Origin of the sequence: Pseudomonas sp. Irchel s3a18 (assembly GCF_900187535.1) — a bacterium.
In the GTDB taxonomy this organism is placed as follows: Bacteria; Pseudomonadota; Gammaproteobacteria; order Pseudomonadales; family Pseudomonadaceae; genus Aquipseudomonas.
Genome location: NZ_FYDV01000022.1, coordinates 31,078 through 46,707, shown reverse-complemented (window position 1 = coordinate 46,707; position 15,630 = coordinate 31,078). Strand labels below are relative to the sequence as shown.

16 protein-coding genes and 1 tRNA gene are annotated in these 15,630 nt (G+C 54.1%); 8 read left to right on the top strand and 9 right to left on the bottom strand.

Features of this window, described 5'->3' with window-relative positions; translation table 11 throughout:
* Window positions 1-266 precede the first annotated feature (266 nt).
* The 4 genes from CKW29_RS22825 (at window position 267) to CKW29_RS22810 (ending at window position 4,008) form a co-directional block, all read left to right on the top strand.
* Window positions 267-1,151: an alpha/beta fold hydrolase gene (locus tag CKW29_RS22825; RefSeq protein ID WP_095146963.1), complete on the top strand. Its 885-nt coding sequence runs from the start codon at window positions 267-269 to the stop codon at window positions 1,149-1,151.
* Window positions 1,152-1,387: 236 nt separating this feature from the next.
* Window positions 1,388-1,461: transfer RNA gene (locus CKW29_RS22820), tRNA-Gly, on the top strand.
* A 467-nt stretch (window positions 1,462-1,928) separates the two neighbouring features.
* Window positions 1,929-2,852, top strand: a complete 924-nt coding sequence (locus CKW29_RS22815) for a hypothetical protein (protein WP_095149165.1) — start codon at window positions 1,929-1,931, stop codon at window positions 2,850-2,852.
* A gap of 4 nt (window positions 2,853-2,856) precedes the next feature.
* Window positions 2,857-4,008 carry a hypothetical protein gene (locus CKW29_RS22810; RefSeq protein ID WP_256584935.1) on the top strand — a complete coding sequence of 384 codons (1,152 nt, stop codon included), beginning with the start codon at window positions 2,857-2,859 and terminating at the stop codon, window positions 4,006-4,008.
* Between the two features lie 151 nt (window positions 4,009-4,159).
* Here the strand turns inward: CKW29_RS22810 and CKW29_RS22805 are convergent, their stop codons facing one another.
* Window positions 4,160-4,852, bottom strand: a complete 693-nt coding sequence (locus tag CKW29_RS22805) for an ImmA/IrrE family metallo-endopeptidase (protein ID WP_095149163.1) — start codon at window positions 4,850-4,852, stop codon at window positions 4,160-4,162.
* Window positions 4,853-5,233: 381 nt separating this feature from the next.
* Here CKW29_RS22805 and CKW29_RS22800 point away from each other — a divergent pair, with 381 nt between their 5' ends.
* Window positions 5,234-5,794 (top strand): hypothetical protein, encoded by a 561-nt coding sequence (locus CKW29_RS22800; protein ID WP_095149162.1) that lies wholly within the window; start codon window positions 5,234-5,236, stop codon window positions 5,792-5,794.
* Window positions 5,795-5,825: 31 nt separating this feature from the next.
* Here CKW29_RS22800 and CKW29_RS22795 read toward each other — a convergent pair whose 3' ends face one another.
* Genes CKW29_RS22795 through CKW29_RS22775 form a run of 5 tightly spaced genes read right to left on the bottom strand, consistent with a single transcriptional unit; the run spans window position 5,826 to window position 10,885 of the window.
* Window positions 5,826-6,143, bottom strand: coding sequence for a cytochrome C oxidase subunit IV family protein (locus CKW29_RS22795; RefSeq protein WP_095147399.1), 318 nt, complete (start codon window positions 6,141-6,143; stop codon window positions 5,826-5,828).
* Between the two features lie 41 nt (window positions 6,144-6,184).
* Window positions 6,185-6,898: a heme-copper oxidase subunit III family protein gene (locus tag CKW29_RS22790; RefSeq protein ID WP_095147351.1), complete on the bottom strand. Its 714-nt coding sequence runs from the start codon at window positions 6,896-6,898 to the stop codon at window positions 6,185-6,187.
* Window positions 6,899-6,904: 6 nt separating this feature from the next.
* Window positions 6,905-7,591, bottom strand: a complete 687-nt coding sequence (locus CKW29_RS22785; protein WP_095149161.1) for a cytochrome c oxidase subunit 3 — start codon at window positions 7,589-7,591, stop codon at window positions 6,905-6,907.
* Entirely contained in the window at window positions 7,588-9,363 is a 1,776-nt protein-coding gene (gene ctaD, locus CKW29_RS22780; RefSeq protein WP_095147353.1) for a cytochrome c oxidase subunit I, read from the bottom strand. The genes CKW29_RS22785 and ctaD overlap by 4 nt, the downstream gene beginning before the upstream one ends.
* A 43-nt stretch (window positions 9,364-9,406) precedes the next feature.
* Window positions 9,407-10,885 carry a cytochrome c oxidase subunit II gene (locus CKW29_RS22775; protein ID WP_095147354.1) on the bottom strand — a complete coding sequence of 493 codons (1,479 nt, stop codon included), beginning with the start codon at window positions 10,883-10,885 and terminating at the stop codon, window positions 9,407-9,409.
* Between the two features lie 315 nt (window positions 10,886-11,200).
* Here CKW29_RS22775 and CKW29_RS22770 point away from each other — a divergent pair, with 315 nt between their 5' ends.
* From CKW29_RS22770 to CKW29_RS22760, 3 genes are all read left to right on the top strand, one after another.
* Complete coding sequence (locus CKW29_RS22770; protein WP_095147355.1) at window positions 11,201-11,539, top strand: hypothetical protein; 339 nt, start codon at window positions 11,201-11,203, stop codon at window positions 11,537-11,539.
* A 398-nt stretch (window positions 11,540-11,937) separates the two neighbouring features.
* Complete coding sequence (locus CKW29_RS22765) at window positions 11,938-12,120, top strand: type II toxin-antitoxin system HicA family toxin (RefSeq protein ID WP_095147356.1); 183 nt, start codon at window positions 11,938-11,940, stop codon at window positions 12,118-12,120.
* A gap of 31 nt (window positions 12,121-12,151) precedes the next feature.
* A complete protein-coding gene (locus CKW29_RS22760) occupies window positions 12,152-12,559 on the top strand; it encodes a type II toxin-antitoxin system HicB family antitoxin (RefSeq protein WP_095147357.1) in 408 nt (135 codons plus the stop codon).
* A gap of 6 nt (window positions 12,560-12,565) precedes the next feature.
* On the opposite strand, the gene tam is transcribed toward CKW29_RS22760, so the two are convergent.
* The 3 genes from tam to CKW29_RS22745 form a co-directional block, all read right to left on the bottom strand.
* Window positions 12,566-13,336, bottom strand: coding sequence for a trans-aconitate 2-methyltransferase (gene tam, locus CKW29_RS22755; RefSeq protein WP_095147358.1), 771 nt, complete (start codon window positions 13,334-13,336; stop codon window positions 12,566-12,568).
* A 467-nt stretch (window positions 13,337-13,803) separates the two neighbouring features.
* Window positions 13,804-14,889, bottom strand: coding sequence for a type I restriction endonuclease (locus CKW29_RS22750; protein ID WP_095147359.1), 1,086 nt, complete (start codon window positions 14,887-14,889; stop codon window positions 13,804-13,806).
* A gap of 233 nt (window positions 14,890-15,122) precedes the next feature.
* Window positions 15,123-15,626, bottom strand: coding sequence for a DUF4142 domain-containing protein (locus CKW29_RS22745; RefSeq protein WP_095147360.1), 504 nt, complete (start codon window positions 15,624-15,626; stop codon window positions 15,123-15,125).
* Window positions 15,627-15,630: the final 4 nt, after the last annotated feature.

Sequence of the window (15,630 nt, the reverse complement as noted above, 5' to 3'; positions counted from 1 at the left end):
TTGCGCGATAGCGCTCTCCCTGCTTGAATCAAACCGTCGGCCGAATTGTGACCGACAAGTCACCTATAACGTCTAAGAAACTTTTTGTCGGCAGAGAGCCTCAAGGCTCCACCTCCCCCCGACAGACTGCCCGCCTATAACAACACCCGTCGACCAGGCCTCACCGGATCGACATGGGCCCTCAATCTCAGGCGTATGCCTACCTGTCATATATCCCGTGCACACTCAGTTGCGCGCATATACACGCTTGCCAGGAGTCCCAGGACATGAGGCCAGAAATCGCTGTGCTGGATATACAAGGTCAGTATCGGGTTTACACGGAGTTCTATCGCGCAGACGCCGCAGAGAAGACCATTATCTTGGTCAACGGCTCAATGGCCACCACTGCATCGTTTGCACAGACCGTGAAAAACCTGTACCCGCAGTTCAACGTGGTGCTGTACGACCAACCCTACGCGGGCAAGTCCAAAGCCCACAACCGACACGAGAAGATGCTCACCAAGGAAGTCGAAGGGCAGATTCTGCTGGAGCTCATCGACCACTTCGCCGCCGAGCATGTGCTGTCGTTTTCGTGGGGCGGTGCCGCCACGCTGCTCGCCCTGGCGCAACGCCCGCGGCGGATCGAAAAAGCCGTGGTCAGTTCGTTCTCGCCGGTGATCAACGAACCGATGCGCGACTACCTTGAACGGGGAGTCGATTACCTCGGCAACCTGGAGCGCGATCGTGTCGGGCACCTGGTCAATGACACCATCGGCAAACACCTGCCATCCCTGTTCAAGCGCTTCAACCATCGCCACGTCAGCAGCCTGGCCGAACACGAATACGGGCAGATGCACTTCCACATCAGCCAAGTCCTCAACAGCGACCGGCTGTGCTACCTCAAGGCGGCCAAGCAAATCGATGTTCCGGTGCTGTTCATGAACGGCGAATGGGACGAGTACACCGCCGCCAGCGATGCCCAGCTGTTCGCCAACCATGTGCAATACAGTACGTTCAGCACTCTCCAGGCCACCGGGCACTTTCTCGACATGGAGCACAAAGCTGCCTGCCGAGACAGCCGCCAGGCACTGCTGGGCTTCCTGAAACCGGCGCACCACGAAGGCCGAACGCGTTCCAACTTCATTCAGGACCACCATGCACTGGCCATTTGAAACAACGTCCTCGCGAGCAACCTCGCCCCACAGGTAACCTCATTACCTGCAGGATCGAGGCTTGCTCGCGACAGACCGCAACACGGCTTCAAAACCTGCCCCCTCACCTCCATCGCCTGCGCCAAACCGGTCGCCGACGACGTCTTGCCGTGCCGGTAGAAACCGCGTAACCGCAGATATTGCAAAGAAAAACTTCAGTTTTCCTGCCGCATCTGGTACAAAGTCAACCGCTCTGAGCGGGTGTCGTATAATGGCATTACTCCAGCTTCCCAAGCTGATAACGAGGGTTCGATTCCCTTCACCCGCTCCACTTCTATCCTAACTCGTTGATTTCCCTGAAATCTATCGATTAGGAAGCAAGCAAGTCACGTAGCCCTCCTACAAAGGGTTCCTACGCGTGACCCGCCATTCGAGCGGAATCTACGTCCTTCGCATCACAGTCCCGGCACGCTATCGCGTCCATTTTTGGCAAAGAAAAATCCACATATCTACTCACTTTAGAGATCTACTCAGCGCGAAAGCTGTAGCATGCCGCCTGTTGGATTTTTGGAACTCGTATGTGAGCGAGTTGAAAATGGGCAGGGTAACGCGGGTCACTCATGGCACCTCCTGATTGGCCTCATTTTAAGGCATTGAGGTGTCTATGAAACCCGGGCGATTCAGTCCACAGCACAGTCCAAGTCTCGTCGACAAAGTGCCACTAGACATCACCGTTCAGACTCCGTAGCGTTCAGCAGACAAAGCGTAGCTACGTCTTGGCTTATAAAAGGACTTCTGATGGGCGAATGGTCAAAGAAATTGGGTGAGCGCGGGGAACACGTTGTTGAAACCCTGCTTAACCTCATTGGGTGGAAAGCGGCGCTCAAGGGAACAAGCATCGATTGCGTCAAGCCCAAGCTGCACAGCACGACCGATAACCCGAGGCAGACGCATGGCGCGGACTTCGTCTTCAGCTGCCTGTCTCCCCTTGAGGATGGCGTGCTCAAGCACATGGTCATCTCGTCAAAGTTTTCGAGTGTGCCCTACCCCACCTCGCCGGGTACTAAATTTAAAGAGCATTTCGTCGACCTGGCGACAACGGTCGAATGCTTCAACCGCTCGACTGTGAAGAAGTCCATCAATGCCGGCTACTCCAATGCCAGCTCCCAAGCGATCGCGGGTGTCCTGTTCTGGCTAAGCGCGAAATCAGACGCCGAGGCAGATGTTGTCAGTCAGGTTGCAGGCTCGCGCAAACTTGATGACTCCAATTATGGAACTATCTATGTAGTCGATAACTGCCGCGCGAGCTTCCTGTTCGACACCATCACTTACGTCAGAAACACGTTCGGTGCTGAGAACGTGAGCTTCCTGTACCCATCCACAGGGAAAAACGTCAGCCCCATCCAAAGGCTGACTAACGGCCCGATTTTGCCCCCTGAGTATCTCAACAGCGGCCTCATTCCTTTCTTCGTTCAGGAGTATGACAAGAAGCATTTGGTCATCTGCTGCCAGGATGGGTTCAGCGAGGAGGCTGTGAAACGCATGATTGGATTTTCGATGGCAATCGCCCTTGAATTCCCACATAAAGTGACGCTCGCATTTCCTGACTTTAACTACGTCGAACACGAGGAAATTGCGAATATTGCCAAGGTGGCAATCGCGAACAAAGAGTTCGCCTCCATAGTAGATGTGGAGTCTTACCAGGCAGATTTCAGAGGTTGATACCATGAGTAATCAAAATATTGACTCGATCCTGCCGCAAGGTGAGGCGCTGCGCACCTACCTAGCTCAACCCTACATCGGCGCAGGCGATATCAAGACAGTGCTGAAAAGTCGGGGCGTCTTCATCAATAGTCAGGAAAAGGAGCAGACTATCCCTGCACTGACGCTTTCCTTGATCAGGCCGAGCGAATTCTCTCAGCTCCAGCTTGCCTATACGACCAAGGAAGACAATCCAAAGATCACCACCCAAACCATCAAGTGGCAAGGGCAGGACGCGCTGCTCGACTCTGTCCCCGATTCGATCGACGTAAACAAGCTCCTAGACCTCGACTTCGTAAATTTCAAGGTGCTGGGCACGCCAGGTTTCTACCCCGTCAACAAAGACCTCGACACTATCCGGATGGACTACCTACTGGAGCGAATTGATCGATCCAAAAGCTGGGCGGATTCGCACAAAACCTTTAAAGGGTCAATCGAGATCAAAAAAAACAAAGCCCAGGACGAACTGATCCTGATCAGTACGCATACCGCACCGGAGACGAAAACCACGAACAAGGCAATGTCCAAGCACTTGGTATCGCACTTCAAATTAGTCAAGCAGATCGACGAGAACGAGACGGTCACTTCCATCCGCTTCTGCGATTTCACCAACGAAAACAGATTCCTTTATTTATTGGGTCTGACCCAGTTCAGCCGGTTGGTGGCAATTACGTTCCTCGAAATCGTGGACATTGGAATAGCCCCTGATCCCGATAATATGCTCCCAACTGATCTAGGGTGGATGAAGGAGAAAATTCGCAACCTTGATTTGAAGGGATTCAGCCTGGAAGATTCGGATTTTCTCTCCAATGTGACCTATCGACCGAGCCTGTTCCTGCATCGCCTAGATGCCAAATTTCGCTTCAGCACGTCGGGCCTCGATGGCAACTGCGTTATTTCCCTTGGCTTTCCAGAGTTCTCTGCCGGCCAGAACAAGGACAGCGAAATCGAACTGCGGATCAAGCAGATCACCTTCGACAATACAGGCAAGTCGATTGACAAAAATGATGCGAAGGAGACGATCCTGAAGGAGTTGGAGTCGGAGAAGATCGAGACGTTCAAGAAACTCTCGATCCCTGGAAAACCAACGATGCCGAAGCCGCTTTCGCCCGCTTAGTAACTGATCCGAGTGCCCCGAGCGCCATTCGAGCTCGGTGTGGCGCTGCGAGCAGCGCCAGATGCACGACTCCAACATACCTGCGTACTACTTGGGGCTCGACGTAAAAATCATCGATTAGCTCCGCCTGCGACGTGATCCTTGCGTTCTGTCATGGCCACACCACCAATTCCAATTCTTTGATCCGAACCGCCATCGCGCTGTCGGACACCCGAAATTGTTTGGCCAGCGAAATCATCCTTCGACTTCCAAAAACCTCACAACGAGCCAAGGCGAATTCGCGATCAAGCGATCCTTTTGAAGCATATTGCAGGGACTCAGGATCGTTGTTGTTCAGATGGAAGGATGCCGTGTCAGTAAACTTAAAGGGGCCTTTGCATCCAAACTGAGCTTCAAAATGGGCTGTCAGAAGGTTCGGTGGCATCAGGAAGCACGCTGCGAAATAGTCCGCTTCCCGCTCGACTTCGGATCTGTGACCTGCATTGGCAGAGCCATCCAATGGACGGTCACGGTGCATTACTTGACCTTCGTGCAGCATGAAGTGCCCTACTTCATGGGCGCCGGTAAACCTTTGAACCTGCTCAGGGTAGGCCATTGAAATGGCAATCTTGTTGGCTTGACGATCGATGAGGCCCGCGATGCCGGGCCCTTGGCCAGAGCGCATGAATTTGCTGGAACCCAGATTTGGAAGCATCAGGTATTCAACATCGAGTAGGTATGCAGCAGCATCGGGTTCAAGCATTTCTAACGGTATTAGCTGTCGATCGGGCCACAGCATTTCCTTTTGTTTCCAAATTTCCCGGTGCAACAGAGCGACGTCTTGCTGAATACTCGATCTATTCATGGCAGAACCACCACATGATGTGCCTTTTAATACATTAAAGCACAACATGTAGAGATGGCAATCTTTTTGGATCCCTTGGTACCCCCCCGTTTTTTTCAACAGTTCTGAACTAGAGCTTGGTCGATTTCAGGACCTGTTTCCGGCCTTGTAGAGCGAATTTGATGGCACCGTCGAAAGGTAGAAGTCATCGGGGTGCGCCAAGCCCTGACGCCTTTTCTGGCTCTTGACGCTGCCAACCATGCATGATAGCGAGTGCTATACTTCCCTCGGATTGCATGAAGTGTGCAACGTTCCCCATGGGTACAGATACCGACTGCAAATCTCAGTTAACGACTGCAGGACAGAGGAGGTCTGCAGCAAACACGAGATGGGAGGTGTGCCATGAATCGACACTATTACATCAGTGACAATCTCGACGATCTTGAAACCGTTGAAACCGAATTGGAAGCCGGCGGCATCAATACCGAACAAATTCATGTGCTCAGTGAAGAAGTTGCTGATGTTGAACACCATCACCTACACGAAGTTAACTCGTTAATGAAACAAGATGCTGTTCACTCTGGCGAGATTGGTGCGGTGATCGGTGTGCCACTCGCGGCGCTGGTCCTGGGTGGCGCCTATTGGATGGGCTGGACCGAATCCGCCGCAGGCTGGGTGCCTTTTATCTTCCTTGCCTTTGTTATCTTTGGCTTCTGCATCTGGGAAGGCGGTTTTTTTGGGTTCCAGGTGCCGAACACTCACTTCCGCAATTTTAAACAGGTGGTCGATGAGGGCAAATATATCTTCTTCGTGGATGTCGAGCCGAATCAGGAATCGGTATTGGACCGGGTAATCGAACATCATCCAACGCTGAAGATCGCCGGCACGGGTACGGCAGCCCCCCACTGGACAGTCGCCTGGCAGCACAAATGGCATCAGTTCAAGCGAGTGATATCGGGTTAGCCCCAGGAGGCTCAAGGCCATCCGGAAGTGCTTATTGGCCGAAGAAAACTACCCGGCTGAGGAAAACATACTCCGCCTCGGAGGCCATCAGCCCGACGAGCACCAGTAAACACAACGGTGGCACCAATATGGCATAGACCATGGCCAACCGTTCCCAGGCCATATGCATGAAGATGGAGACAATCAAACCTGCCTTCAACAACATGAAAGTGATAATCAGGGACCACCTGAGGTAGCCCTGGAAGTGAAAATAGTCGACCAGATACGACAGTGTGCTGAGGACGAATAACAGCCCCCAGATTTTAAGGTACAAACTGATTGGATGTTGCTGACCCTGAGCATGCGCCATCATCCGTGCTCCTCTTCAGAACCATGAACAGTCTCTTGGACCTACCATAAATAAAAGAAAGCAAAGATAAACACCCACACCAAATCCACGAAGTGCCAATAAAGCCCAGCTATCTCGACGATCTGATAGTTTCCGGAGCGCTCATAATCTCCCCGCAATACTTTCAGCGCCACAATGCTGAGGTAGATGACACCGATTGACACATGCAGTCCGTGGAAACCGGTAATCATGAAAAAGCTGGCACCAAATTGCGCCGCCCCCATAGGGTTCCCCCAGGGACGCACCCCTTCTGAAATGAGCTTGCTCCATTCAAATGCCTGCATGCCGACGAAGGTCGCACCCAAGGCTGCGGTCGCCAGCATCAGGGCAGTGGTTTTCGCGCGATCACGGCGATAGGCGAAATTGACTGCCATGGCCATGGTGCCGCTGCTACTGATCAGCACAAAGGTCATGATGGCGATCAGAATAAGCGGGATTTCTCTACCGGCGATCGTTAATGCGAACACTTCACTGGGGTTCGGCCAAGGGACGGTAATGGTCATGCGTACCGACATGTAGCCGATCAAAAAACAGGTGAATATAAAAGTATCGCTGAGCAGGAATATCCACATCATCGCCTTGCCCCAAGGCACCTGCTGGAAAGCCTCCCTATCCGAGGACCAGTCGCTGGCGATGCCCTGCCATCCCGGTGCAGGCAGCACGCTGGGTGGATCGGATGAACTGGACTCGTCTGGGGCGGGTGGGTGCGATGCCATGGCTTTTCACCTCAGGCCGCAGAATCTGGCGATGGCTTCATAGGTTTGCGGCGTGCTGGTCAGCAGAGCGAATAGCACGAACCAAAGACCCAACAAGTAATGCCAATAGATGGCACAGAGTTCTATGCTCGCGCGAAGTTGCGGCAACGGCACGCGATGCAGGAATTTAGCGACGGTTCTGCTCCAGGCTATCAGCCCGCCCAGCAAGTGAAGCCCATGCAGGCCGGTCAACAGGTAGAAGAAACTGTTGGCCGGATTACTGGCGACAAAGTAGCCCCAGGCGACAAACTGCTGCCAGACCCAGAGTTGCCCCACCAGAAAGGCAATTGCAAATACGCCCCCCCATGCAAAGCCAATGACCGTTGCACCCAGTCGCACCTTTCGGACGGCTATACGCGACCACTGCAGTGCGATGCAACTGAACACCAGAAAAGCCGAATTCAGCCATAGCTGCCATGGATTGGCTAACGGCGCCAAGGGCTCCGTCAGGGGTAGCCAGTCGGCCATTTGTGAGCGGGCGATAAAGGCAATCAGGAAGAGAAAGAATAACGAGCTCACCACCACCAGAAACAAGCGCAGGCCTGTTCTTGCGGTTCTATCGGCACCCTCGGTGGCCTGAATGCCCTCGGGATCGCGATTCCAATTGCCGCCGGGGTCTGCGCCGTCGGCGCTTCTCAATAGCAGTCTGTTCATGTTTTAACGTCCGCTATCCTGGTTCCGGCGCTGAGTTGCCGCATATGCTCCAGCTCCTCGGCGGAAACCGTTTGCGGAACGAAATCCTGTTCTATCCCCGGCACACTGTAGTCATAGGCCCAGCGATGCACGACCGGCAGCTTCGCGCCCCAGTTACCGTGTATCGGCGGGGTGTCCGGCGTTTGCCATTCCAGACTGGCCGCGCCCCAGGGATTACTGCCTGCGGGCTTGCCTTTAAATACACTCCAGGCCAGGTTGAACACGAACAGCAATTGGGAAATGCCGACGGTCAATGCGACCACCGTAATGAAGGCATTCAAATCTTGCGCCGACTGCGGGATGAACGCGTAGTTTTCATAGGCGTAGTAGCGGCGTGGCATGCCCTGGAAACCCAGGTAGTGCATGGGGAAGAAGATGGCGTAGGTGCCCAGAAAGGTAATCCAGAAATGCAGCTTGCCCAGGGTGTCGTTCAACATGCGCCCGGTGACTTTCGGGAACCAATGATAGATGCCGCCGAACACCACCAGTACCGGTGCGACACCCATGACCATATGAAAATGGGCGACGACGAAATAGGTGTCCGAGAGCGGAATATCCACGATCACATTGCCGAGAAACAACCCGGTCAGACCGCCGACCAGGAAGGTGACGATAAAGGCCAGGGCAAACAGCATCGGCACGGTCAGATGGATATCGCCCCGCCACAGGGTCAGCACCCAGTTGTAGACTTTCAGCGCAGTTGGTACCGCGATGATCAAGGTGGTGATGGCGAAGAAAAAGCCAAAGTAGGGGTTCATTCCGCTGACATACATATGGTGTGCCCAGACCACAAAACTGAGTACGCCAATCGCAATAATGGCCCACACCATCATTCGGTAGCCGAAGATATTTTTACGCGCATGCGTGCTGATCAAGTCGGAGACCAGACCAAATGCGGGAAGAGCAACGATGTAGACTTCCGGGTGGCCGAAGAACCAGAACAGGTGCTGGAATAATATCGGGCTGCCACCCTGGTGATCGAGCTGCTGCCCCAACGAGATGATCGCCGGCATGAAGAAGCTGGTGCCCAACAGCTTGTCAAACAGCATCATGACCGCACTGACAAACAACGCCGGGAAAGCCAGCAAGGCCATAATCGAGGCCATGAAGATGCCCCATACGGAAAGCGGCATGCGAAACAATGTCATGCCGTGCGTGCGCGCCTGCAACACCGTGGTGACGTAGTTCAACCCGCCCATGGTGGCGGCGACAATAAAAATCGCCAGTGAGACGAGCATCAGCACGATGCCCCACTCGACCCCTGGTGTCCCCTGAGTAATGGACTGTGGCGGATAGAGCGTCCAGCCCGAACCGGTGGGGCCGCCAGGGACAAAAAAACTGGCGAGCAACACCAGTACCGCTACTAGATAGAACCAGTAACTCAGCATGTTGACATAGGGGAAGACCATGTCGCGGGCGCCCACCATCAGTGGGATCAGATAGTTGCCGAAGCCACCCAGAAACAAGGCCGTCAGCAAATAAATGACCATGATCATGCCGTGCATGGTCATCGCCTGATAGTAAGCACTGGCGTCCATGAACGCCAAACTACCGGGGAAGCCTATCTGCATGCGCATCAAGCCGGACAACACCACGGCGATAAGACCCACGAACAGAGCCGTCAAGGAATATTGAATGGCTATGATCTTGTGGTCCTGACTCCAGATATATTTGGTCAGGAAACTTTTAGGTTCGTGCAGTCCTGCTGTTTCGGCTTGATCCGTATAGGCCATCACGTCATCCTCCTGCCGAAGTTTCGGTGTATTTCTGGCTCCTTTACGGCTCCTTGCCTGGCTCCGCCTTGCTCGCATCAGCGTCGGTATTCGCTTTGGATTTGATAAAAGCGATCAGTGCGTTCAACTCCTTATCACTCGGAGCAAAGGCCGGCATGACGGCTGCATAGCCCTTGACGATTTTGGCGCCGGGATTAAGAACCGAATCCTTTATGTAGCTCTCATCGGCCTTTATCGTCGTGCCGTCGGCAAGGGTTACTGCCTTGCCATACAGGCCCTGCCAGCTGGGACCGACGCCCTTACTGCCATCGACACTGTGGCAGACCACGCAGCCAAGCGACTCGGCCAGCCGCTGTCCCTGCACCGCCAAGTCTTCACCTGGGCCCGACGCTTCACCAGTAGAAAGCTCATCGTCTTGCCGCGCAGCACCCAGTGATTTGATCAAGGCGACGAGAGCACCCAGTTCATCGTCATTGAGAGTATAGGCCACCATGATCGGCGGGTAGCCTTGTACCAGTCGGGCCTTCGGATCGAGGATCGACTCTTTCAGGTAGGCCTCATCGACCAGCACATTGGTGCCATCGGCAAGCTGTTCCGTGCGGCCATACAGCCCCTTCCATCCCGGGCCGAGACTGGCGCTGCCATCCTGGCTGTGGCAGGCACCGCAGCCGTATGTTTCGACCAACTGGCGGCCTTTTTCCAGCACGCTGTCCCGACTGGGCTTGGCAGCTGTCGTTAATGTCTGGGCAAACGTCGGTTGGCTGTTCAGCCATTGAGCGAAGGCGTCCCGTTCTTCCACAATCATATGGCCACGCATGTTGTAATGACCGACGCCACAGTATTCAGCGCAAAGGACTTCATATTTCCCGGTTTTAGTCGGCGTAAACCAAAAGTGCGACACCATCCCAGGCACCATATCCATCTTGCTGCGAATTTGCGGCACATAGAAATTGTGCAGCACATCTTTAGAGCGCAGTAAGACTTTCACCGGTTGATCGAGTGGAAGGTGAACTTCATTGTTTCGTATAAGGACATCGTCCTGCCCAACAGGATCCTTGGGATCAAGGCCGAGGGGGTTGGCCGAATCAACAAACTTGATATCCGATCTGCCCAGCTTCCCGTCCTGGCCGGGAAAACGAAAGGCCCACTGCCACTGCTGGGCGACCACTTCAAGTTCATAAGCATTTTTCGGCACCCGGATGAAATCGTTGTAAACAACCAGACCTGGCGCCAACATCGCGGCAATACCTACCGAGGTAACGATAATCAACCATAACTCCAGTTTTTTACTTTCTGGCTGGTAGTGCGCCCTGGCACCCTCCTTGTGACGATAACGCATCACGGCGACCGCCATGAATACCGTGATGGCAATGAAAAATATTCCGCTAATGATCAGGGTGATGAAAAGGGTGGTGTCTATTGACCCCCAGTTGGAAGCTGCCGGTGTCGCCTGCCAAGGCGCTAGTATGTGGAATAGCACTGATGCAATAACGATTAGTATCAAGATAATTGCTATTGCCATTTCCTCTTCATCCTATTCCTGTTGTTCATTGGTTATGCAAAAGCATCGCCACTGACGTCCAAGCAGGGCAGACAAAGACCACCCATCCGGGCGGCAAAGTCAGTAAGGAGTATAGAGCCATCGGGTTGTACCGTGAGGTTGGCAAGCAAGGCCCGGCTACCCGCTATACTGAATCTCTGATGACGGACGGCAGGGACCGGCCAGAAGCGGCCCGAAAAGTCGAACCCTGCCCTTGTGCGGTCATCAAACATAAGTGATGGCATTGAGCAGGGACGATAGCTACAGAGTCCAGCAATCCACATGGGAGGTTTCGTCATGAGTGCGCTGACGATCGAAGGCTGGTGCAAAACCAGCGGAGCCCAAAAGTCCACCCCGATGGGGGAAGTCCATTTCTACGTCGATGGACCTCTCCATCTGCGTCTGGAGGAGGCCGAAGAGCGCCTGCAGAAGAGCCAAGAGCCTGAAGCCATGGTCGATGTCGATATGGACACGATGGAGTTGATCATGCCCGAGGGATACGGCCCCTTGTCCGACTGTCAAATGCGCGTCTATTTACACGACGAACGCGGTCAGTTTCATCTGGTCGGGCACCGTGCGAGCGATGGCAGCTTGATCTACACCAACGCGGTGTTGATTGATCAGTTGCTTGAGTAACGACTACGCGATTCTCGACATCGGTTTCTCTCTATAGGGAAATGCGGTGCTGAAAACTCACGTTTTAAAAAGAGCCAGCCAATGACTCTTTGCGTCCAGGCTATGTAAAAACGCGGGCCCCGTCCCGATCCTGACAGTCAAACCTACTCTGAAATGTTTTTACACAGCCTCTCAGTGACCGGTTTTTTATACCTGCGATTTCTCATTTCATCAGTCCTTCCGAGCGAATCGAACCATCCGGCAATACTTGCGTCCCCTTCCCCGACCGCTATGCCTCGCTGCGATTCCTACACTGATCCCTACCATTCATCACTTGGACCGCCAAGCCTGGTGGTTATAGTGTTGATAACAAAATATCAGTAGGTATAGTAACCACCTACACAGCACAGGGACGTGATGTGAATAGCCGATACTTGATCGCCCAAATCGTCGCAGACGGCTGGTACCTGGTACGGATCAGGGGCAGTCACCACCACTTCAAGCATCCAACCAAGCCTGGACGGGGGACTGTTCCGCATCCGAAAAAGGACTTATTGACCAAGACGGCCGTGAGCATCCTGCAACAGGCCTTGCTGTACTGAATCGGCGCACAGCAACCAGAGGACAACGAACATGCTTTACCCGATTGCAATTTCAATGGGCGATGACGCACACGCCTGGGGCGTTGAAGTGCCGGATATTCCGGGGTGCTTCTCGGCCGGTGATGACCTGGACGATGCCATCGCCATGGCACGGGAGGCCATCGAAGGTCACTTCGAGATTCTGGCCGAAGACGGCTCGGCGATTCCGCCAGCCAACAAAGTCACCGTGCACGCGGCCAATCCACAATACGCTGGTGTCACTTGGGCGCTGGTGGACATTGATGTCACCAAGTACCTGGGCAAGGCGCAGAAACTCAACATCACCCTGCCCGGTTATCTGCTGACCCGTATCGACGAATACGTGCTGCATCACCCGGAAGAAAAAAGCCGCTCCGGCTTTCTGGCCTCGGCGGCGTTGAAGGTGTTGCAAGAGGGCTGATCGCCCTTAGCGGGTCGCGACGATGAAGACACGCGGGAATGGCAACAGCACCGAGCCATCGGCCAGTACTGGAAAGAAGGGCTCGATTGCCTCCAGGTACTGCGCCAGGTACTGGGCTTTTTCCACCTCGTTCAGTGGCTCCAGGAACGGTCGCAGGCCACTGCCCTTGAACCACTCGACCACCGCCGCCGGACCACCCGCCAGCGGGTGATGGTAGGTGGTGCGCCACACATCGACCCGCGAGCTGCAGGAACACAGCATCTGGTAGTAGGTCGTGGCATCGTCCAGGGTCGTGCGCTGTCCGGCGATATCAACCAGCTTGTCGGCCCATGGGCCGTTGGCGGCGACTTCGCGCATCATACGGTGTGCGGGTTGCTCGAGGTTGTCAGGCATCTGGATCGCCAAGCTGCCACCGGGCGCGAGCTTGGCCACCAGCGATGGCAGCAACGTGGCGTGGTCAGGCAACCACTGGAGCACCGCGTTGGCGAAGATCACATCAAATGGGCCAGGCTCGTTCCAGGTCGCGATATTCGTGGTGTCGAAGCGCACACTCGGCAAGCGCTTGCGGGCGGACTCGATCATGTCGGCAGAACTGTCGATACCACGGACCGAGGCATCGGCAAAACGCTGTACCAGCAACTCGGTGGAGTTACCGGGGCCGCAACCGATGTCGATCACCGAACGCGCATCCAGGTTGGGGATCGCAGCCAGCAGATCACGCGCCGGGCGCGTGCGCTCATCCTCGAAAGCCACGTACTGTTTGGCGGACCAACTCATCGCATACTCCTGTAATCGATCAGGACGGGAGCGACGTGCCAGGTTCAGCCTTTCGCTCGCGGGACGTCAGTAAGCGACGGCCCCGCAACTTCGTCAAGCTGCAGTAACCGGTTGAAACATCTGCGCCATGCAACCGACGAGCACGCATTGAACATTTTGTTTGGGTAAGTCGAACGCTGCGCTGTGGCGAGCGAGCTTGCTCGCGCTGGTCTGCGTAGCGGCCCCATCGTTACGAGCGCTGCGCACTCGAGCGGGAGCAAGCTCCCTCGCCACAATAATGCCGTCCGACTGGAGATCGTCTTGACCAACTGATACTAACCCAAGGGCCACACTTTCACCGGCACGTCTATGTCCACATCCTCCCCTGCTTTCCTGCTTGGTGTGAGCACCTTTTTACGGTCAATAGCTGCCTGATGGCCGCCCCCCCCATTCAGTAAACGTCGGATTTACCAGTTTCGGCCCCGTGATTAATCGTAATACCCAACTGTCTTTTTCAAGCGATCCGAGTACTCGTAAATATCATCGATCGAATTGATCGGGTGACGGGTTTCATTTTTTTCTTCGTCAAAGATACCGATGTACTTCTGTGAGCGATTGAAGTGCAGTCGGCAGATCGGTTTACGATTATTGTCGTCTAGCAGGATGCCGAAATAACTCTGTGTATCACGCTGCACAATGCGTTTGGCATCGACGACAGACCTCACCACCGCACGGACGATGTGATACCCCTCCAGTTCTTCCAGAGTCGTCAGTACTTTGTCATCCGACTCGTCACGCCCCTCCAGCTCAACGGCGCTTGAACCTGTCGACGACAACGAAGACAGACTGGGTTGGATAGCGCCACTCATCGCCGACTTAAGGCGATCATTGATCTGTTCATTGAGAAATTGCACAACAGCTTTTCGAGTCAGCTCTTGAAACTGCTCTCGGACTTTTTGTGTGATCACGCCGTCGTACACTCGGGATGCGAAGACTTTGACGAAATCGTCATCAGGCTTGCTGACCTGCGCGGCGATAACCTTTTTAATCTGGCTGACGTATTTCAACTCCCCCGCAGCATTGATGATCGAGTCGACATCGAATGCTGACTTGGTCAGTTTCGTCAGCTCTGGTACCGAATACTCGTCAATGTCGAGCAGATCGAGCTCAAGAAAAGGTTTTTCGTCCATTTTGTTGGGAGCATCCAGGTCGGTGAAAAACTTGTAGACCTGACCATTTGTGAGGATCGAGATGCGGGCACTGGTGACGTGGAAATAACGAAACAGCTGCGATGCATGATTTATGTGCAAAGGCTCACCAATTTTTTTGCACTCGATCAGGATCTGAACATCTCCATCTTTCATGATCGCGTAATCGATTTTTTCTCCCTTCTTCGTTCCTACATCGCAAATAAACTCAGGGATCACCTCGGACGGATCAAACACGTCATAACCAAGGACGGTGCTGATGAAGGGCATGACGAAGGCGTTTTTGGTGGCTTCCTCCGTCTGAATGGATACGCCTTGCAGGCGAACTTTTGCGGCTAGACTTGAAAGCTTTTCAATAAATTCCATGAGCGGCCTCTTACCTGTTTCAGATCCATGTTTGTACATGCTGGCAAAGTGATCGCCATTGATACTAGTCTCAAACCGGCACAAAGAAAGAAACCGAACAAAGGTCGAGGTCAGATGCAGAGAATTGCTACAAATTCGAAGTGAGAGACGCCCTGGCCATAGGCATGAGATCACCGATGAGGATTACCTATAGCTACAGACACCAGCAGGACTTGAATCATCGCTCAAGCAGATTAACGACTCGCCCGCAAGGCCCTGGCCATTTGCAGATGATGCTCAAGCCTGGGCAAGGTTTCTTCGACGAAGGCCTTGATCTCCGGCACGTCGGTGGTGCTCGCTTCTTGCTGCAGGTGTTCGATGGTGTGCTCGGTGGTTTTCACCTGGCTGGCGGTGTAGGCCGAATCGAACGACTCGCCTTCCTGGATGTGCGGTATCAGGGTTTTGGCCTTGCTCATGACTTCTTCTCGTGGCGCCACTGGCAGGTCGAGTTTCCTGGCGATTTTCGCCAGGTGCTGGTTGGCCGTGGTGCGGTCGTTGATCACCACAATGGTGTAATCCTTGATCGCCTTGGACTCGGTTTTCTGGTGCGCCATACGGCTGACTTCAATATCCGCCATGCCCTGGGCCGAGGCCTCGTTGATGAAATCGACCGGTGATTCGGCCAATGCGCTGCGGGCACCAAGCCCCAGTAGCACGGCAAGACAGATGATCGATAGTCGGCTGGCCACCGAGATCATGGTC

Bases quoted from the DNA above. Each gene is read 5' to 3' on its own strand.
- CKW29_RS22825 (WP_095146963.1), top strand. From the start codon at position 267: ATGAGGCCAGAAATCGCTGTGCTGGATATACAAGGTCAGTATCGGGTT.
- CKW29_RS22815 (WP_095149165.1), top strand. From the start codon at position 1,929: ATGGGCGAATGGTCAAAGAAATTGGGTGAGCGCGGGGAACACGTTGTT.
- CKW29_RS22810 (WP_256584935.1), top strand. From the start codon at position 2,857: ATGAGTAATCAAAATATTGACTCGATCCTGCCGCAAGGTGAGGCGCTG.
- CKW29_RS22805 (WP_095149163.1), bottom strand. From the start codon at position 4,852: ATGAATAGATCGAGTATTCAGCAAGACGTCGCTCTGTTGCACCGGGAA.
- CKW29_RS22800 (WP_095149162.1), top strand. From the start codon at position 5,234: ATGAATCGACACTATTACATCAGTGACAATCTCGACGATCTTGAAACC.
- CKW29_RS22795 (WP_095147399.1), bottom strand. From the start codon at position 6,143: ATGGCGCATGCTCAGGGTCAGCAACATCCAATCAGTTTGTACCTTAAA.
- CKW29_RS22790 (WP_095147351.1), bottom strand. From the start codon at position 6,898: ATGGCATCGCACCCACCCGCCCCAGACGAGTCCAGTTCATCCGATCCA.
- CKW29_RS22785 (WP_095149161.1), bottom strand. From the start codon at position 7,591: ATGAACAGACTGCTATTGAGAAGCGCCGACGGCGCAGACCCCGGCGGC.
- ctaD (WP_095147353.1), bottom strand. From the start codon at position 9,363: ATGGCCTATACGGATCAAGCCGAAACAGCAGGACTGCACGAACCTAAA.
- CKW29_RS22775 (WP_095147354.1), bottom strand. From the start codon at position 10,885: ATGGCAATAGCAATTATCTTGATACTAATCGTTATTGCATCAGTGCTA.
- CKW29_RS22770 (WP_095147355.1), top strand. From the start codon at position 11,201: ATGAGTGCGCTGACGATCGAAGGCTGGTGCAAAACCAGCGGAGCCCAA.
- CKW29_RS22760 (WP_095147357.1), top strand. From the start codon at position 12,152: ATGCTTTACCCGATTGCAATTTCAATGGGCGATGACGCACACGCCTGG.
- tam (WP_095147358.1), bottom strand. From the start codon at position 13,336: ATGAGTTGGTCCGCCAAACAGTACGTGGCTTTCGAGGATGAGCGCACG.
- CKW29_RS22750 (WP_095147359.1), bottom strand. From the start codon at position 14,889: ATGGAATTTATTGAAAAGCTTTCAAGTCTAGCCGCAAAAGTTCGCCTG.
- CKW29_RS22745 (WP_095147360.1), bottom strand. From the start codon at position 15,626: ATGATCTCGGTGGCCAGCCGACTATCGATCATCTGTCTTGCCGTGCTA.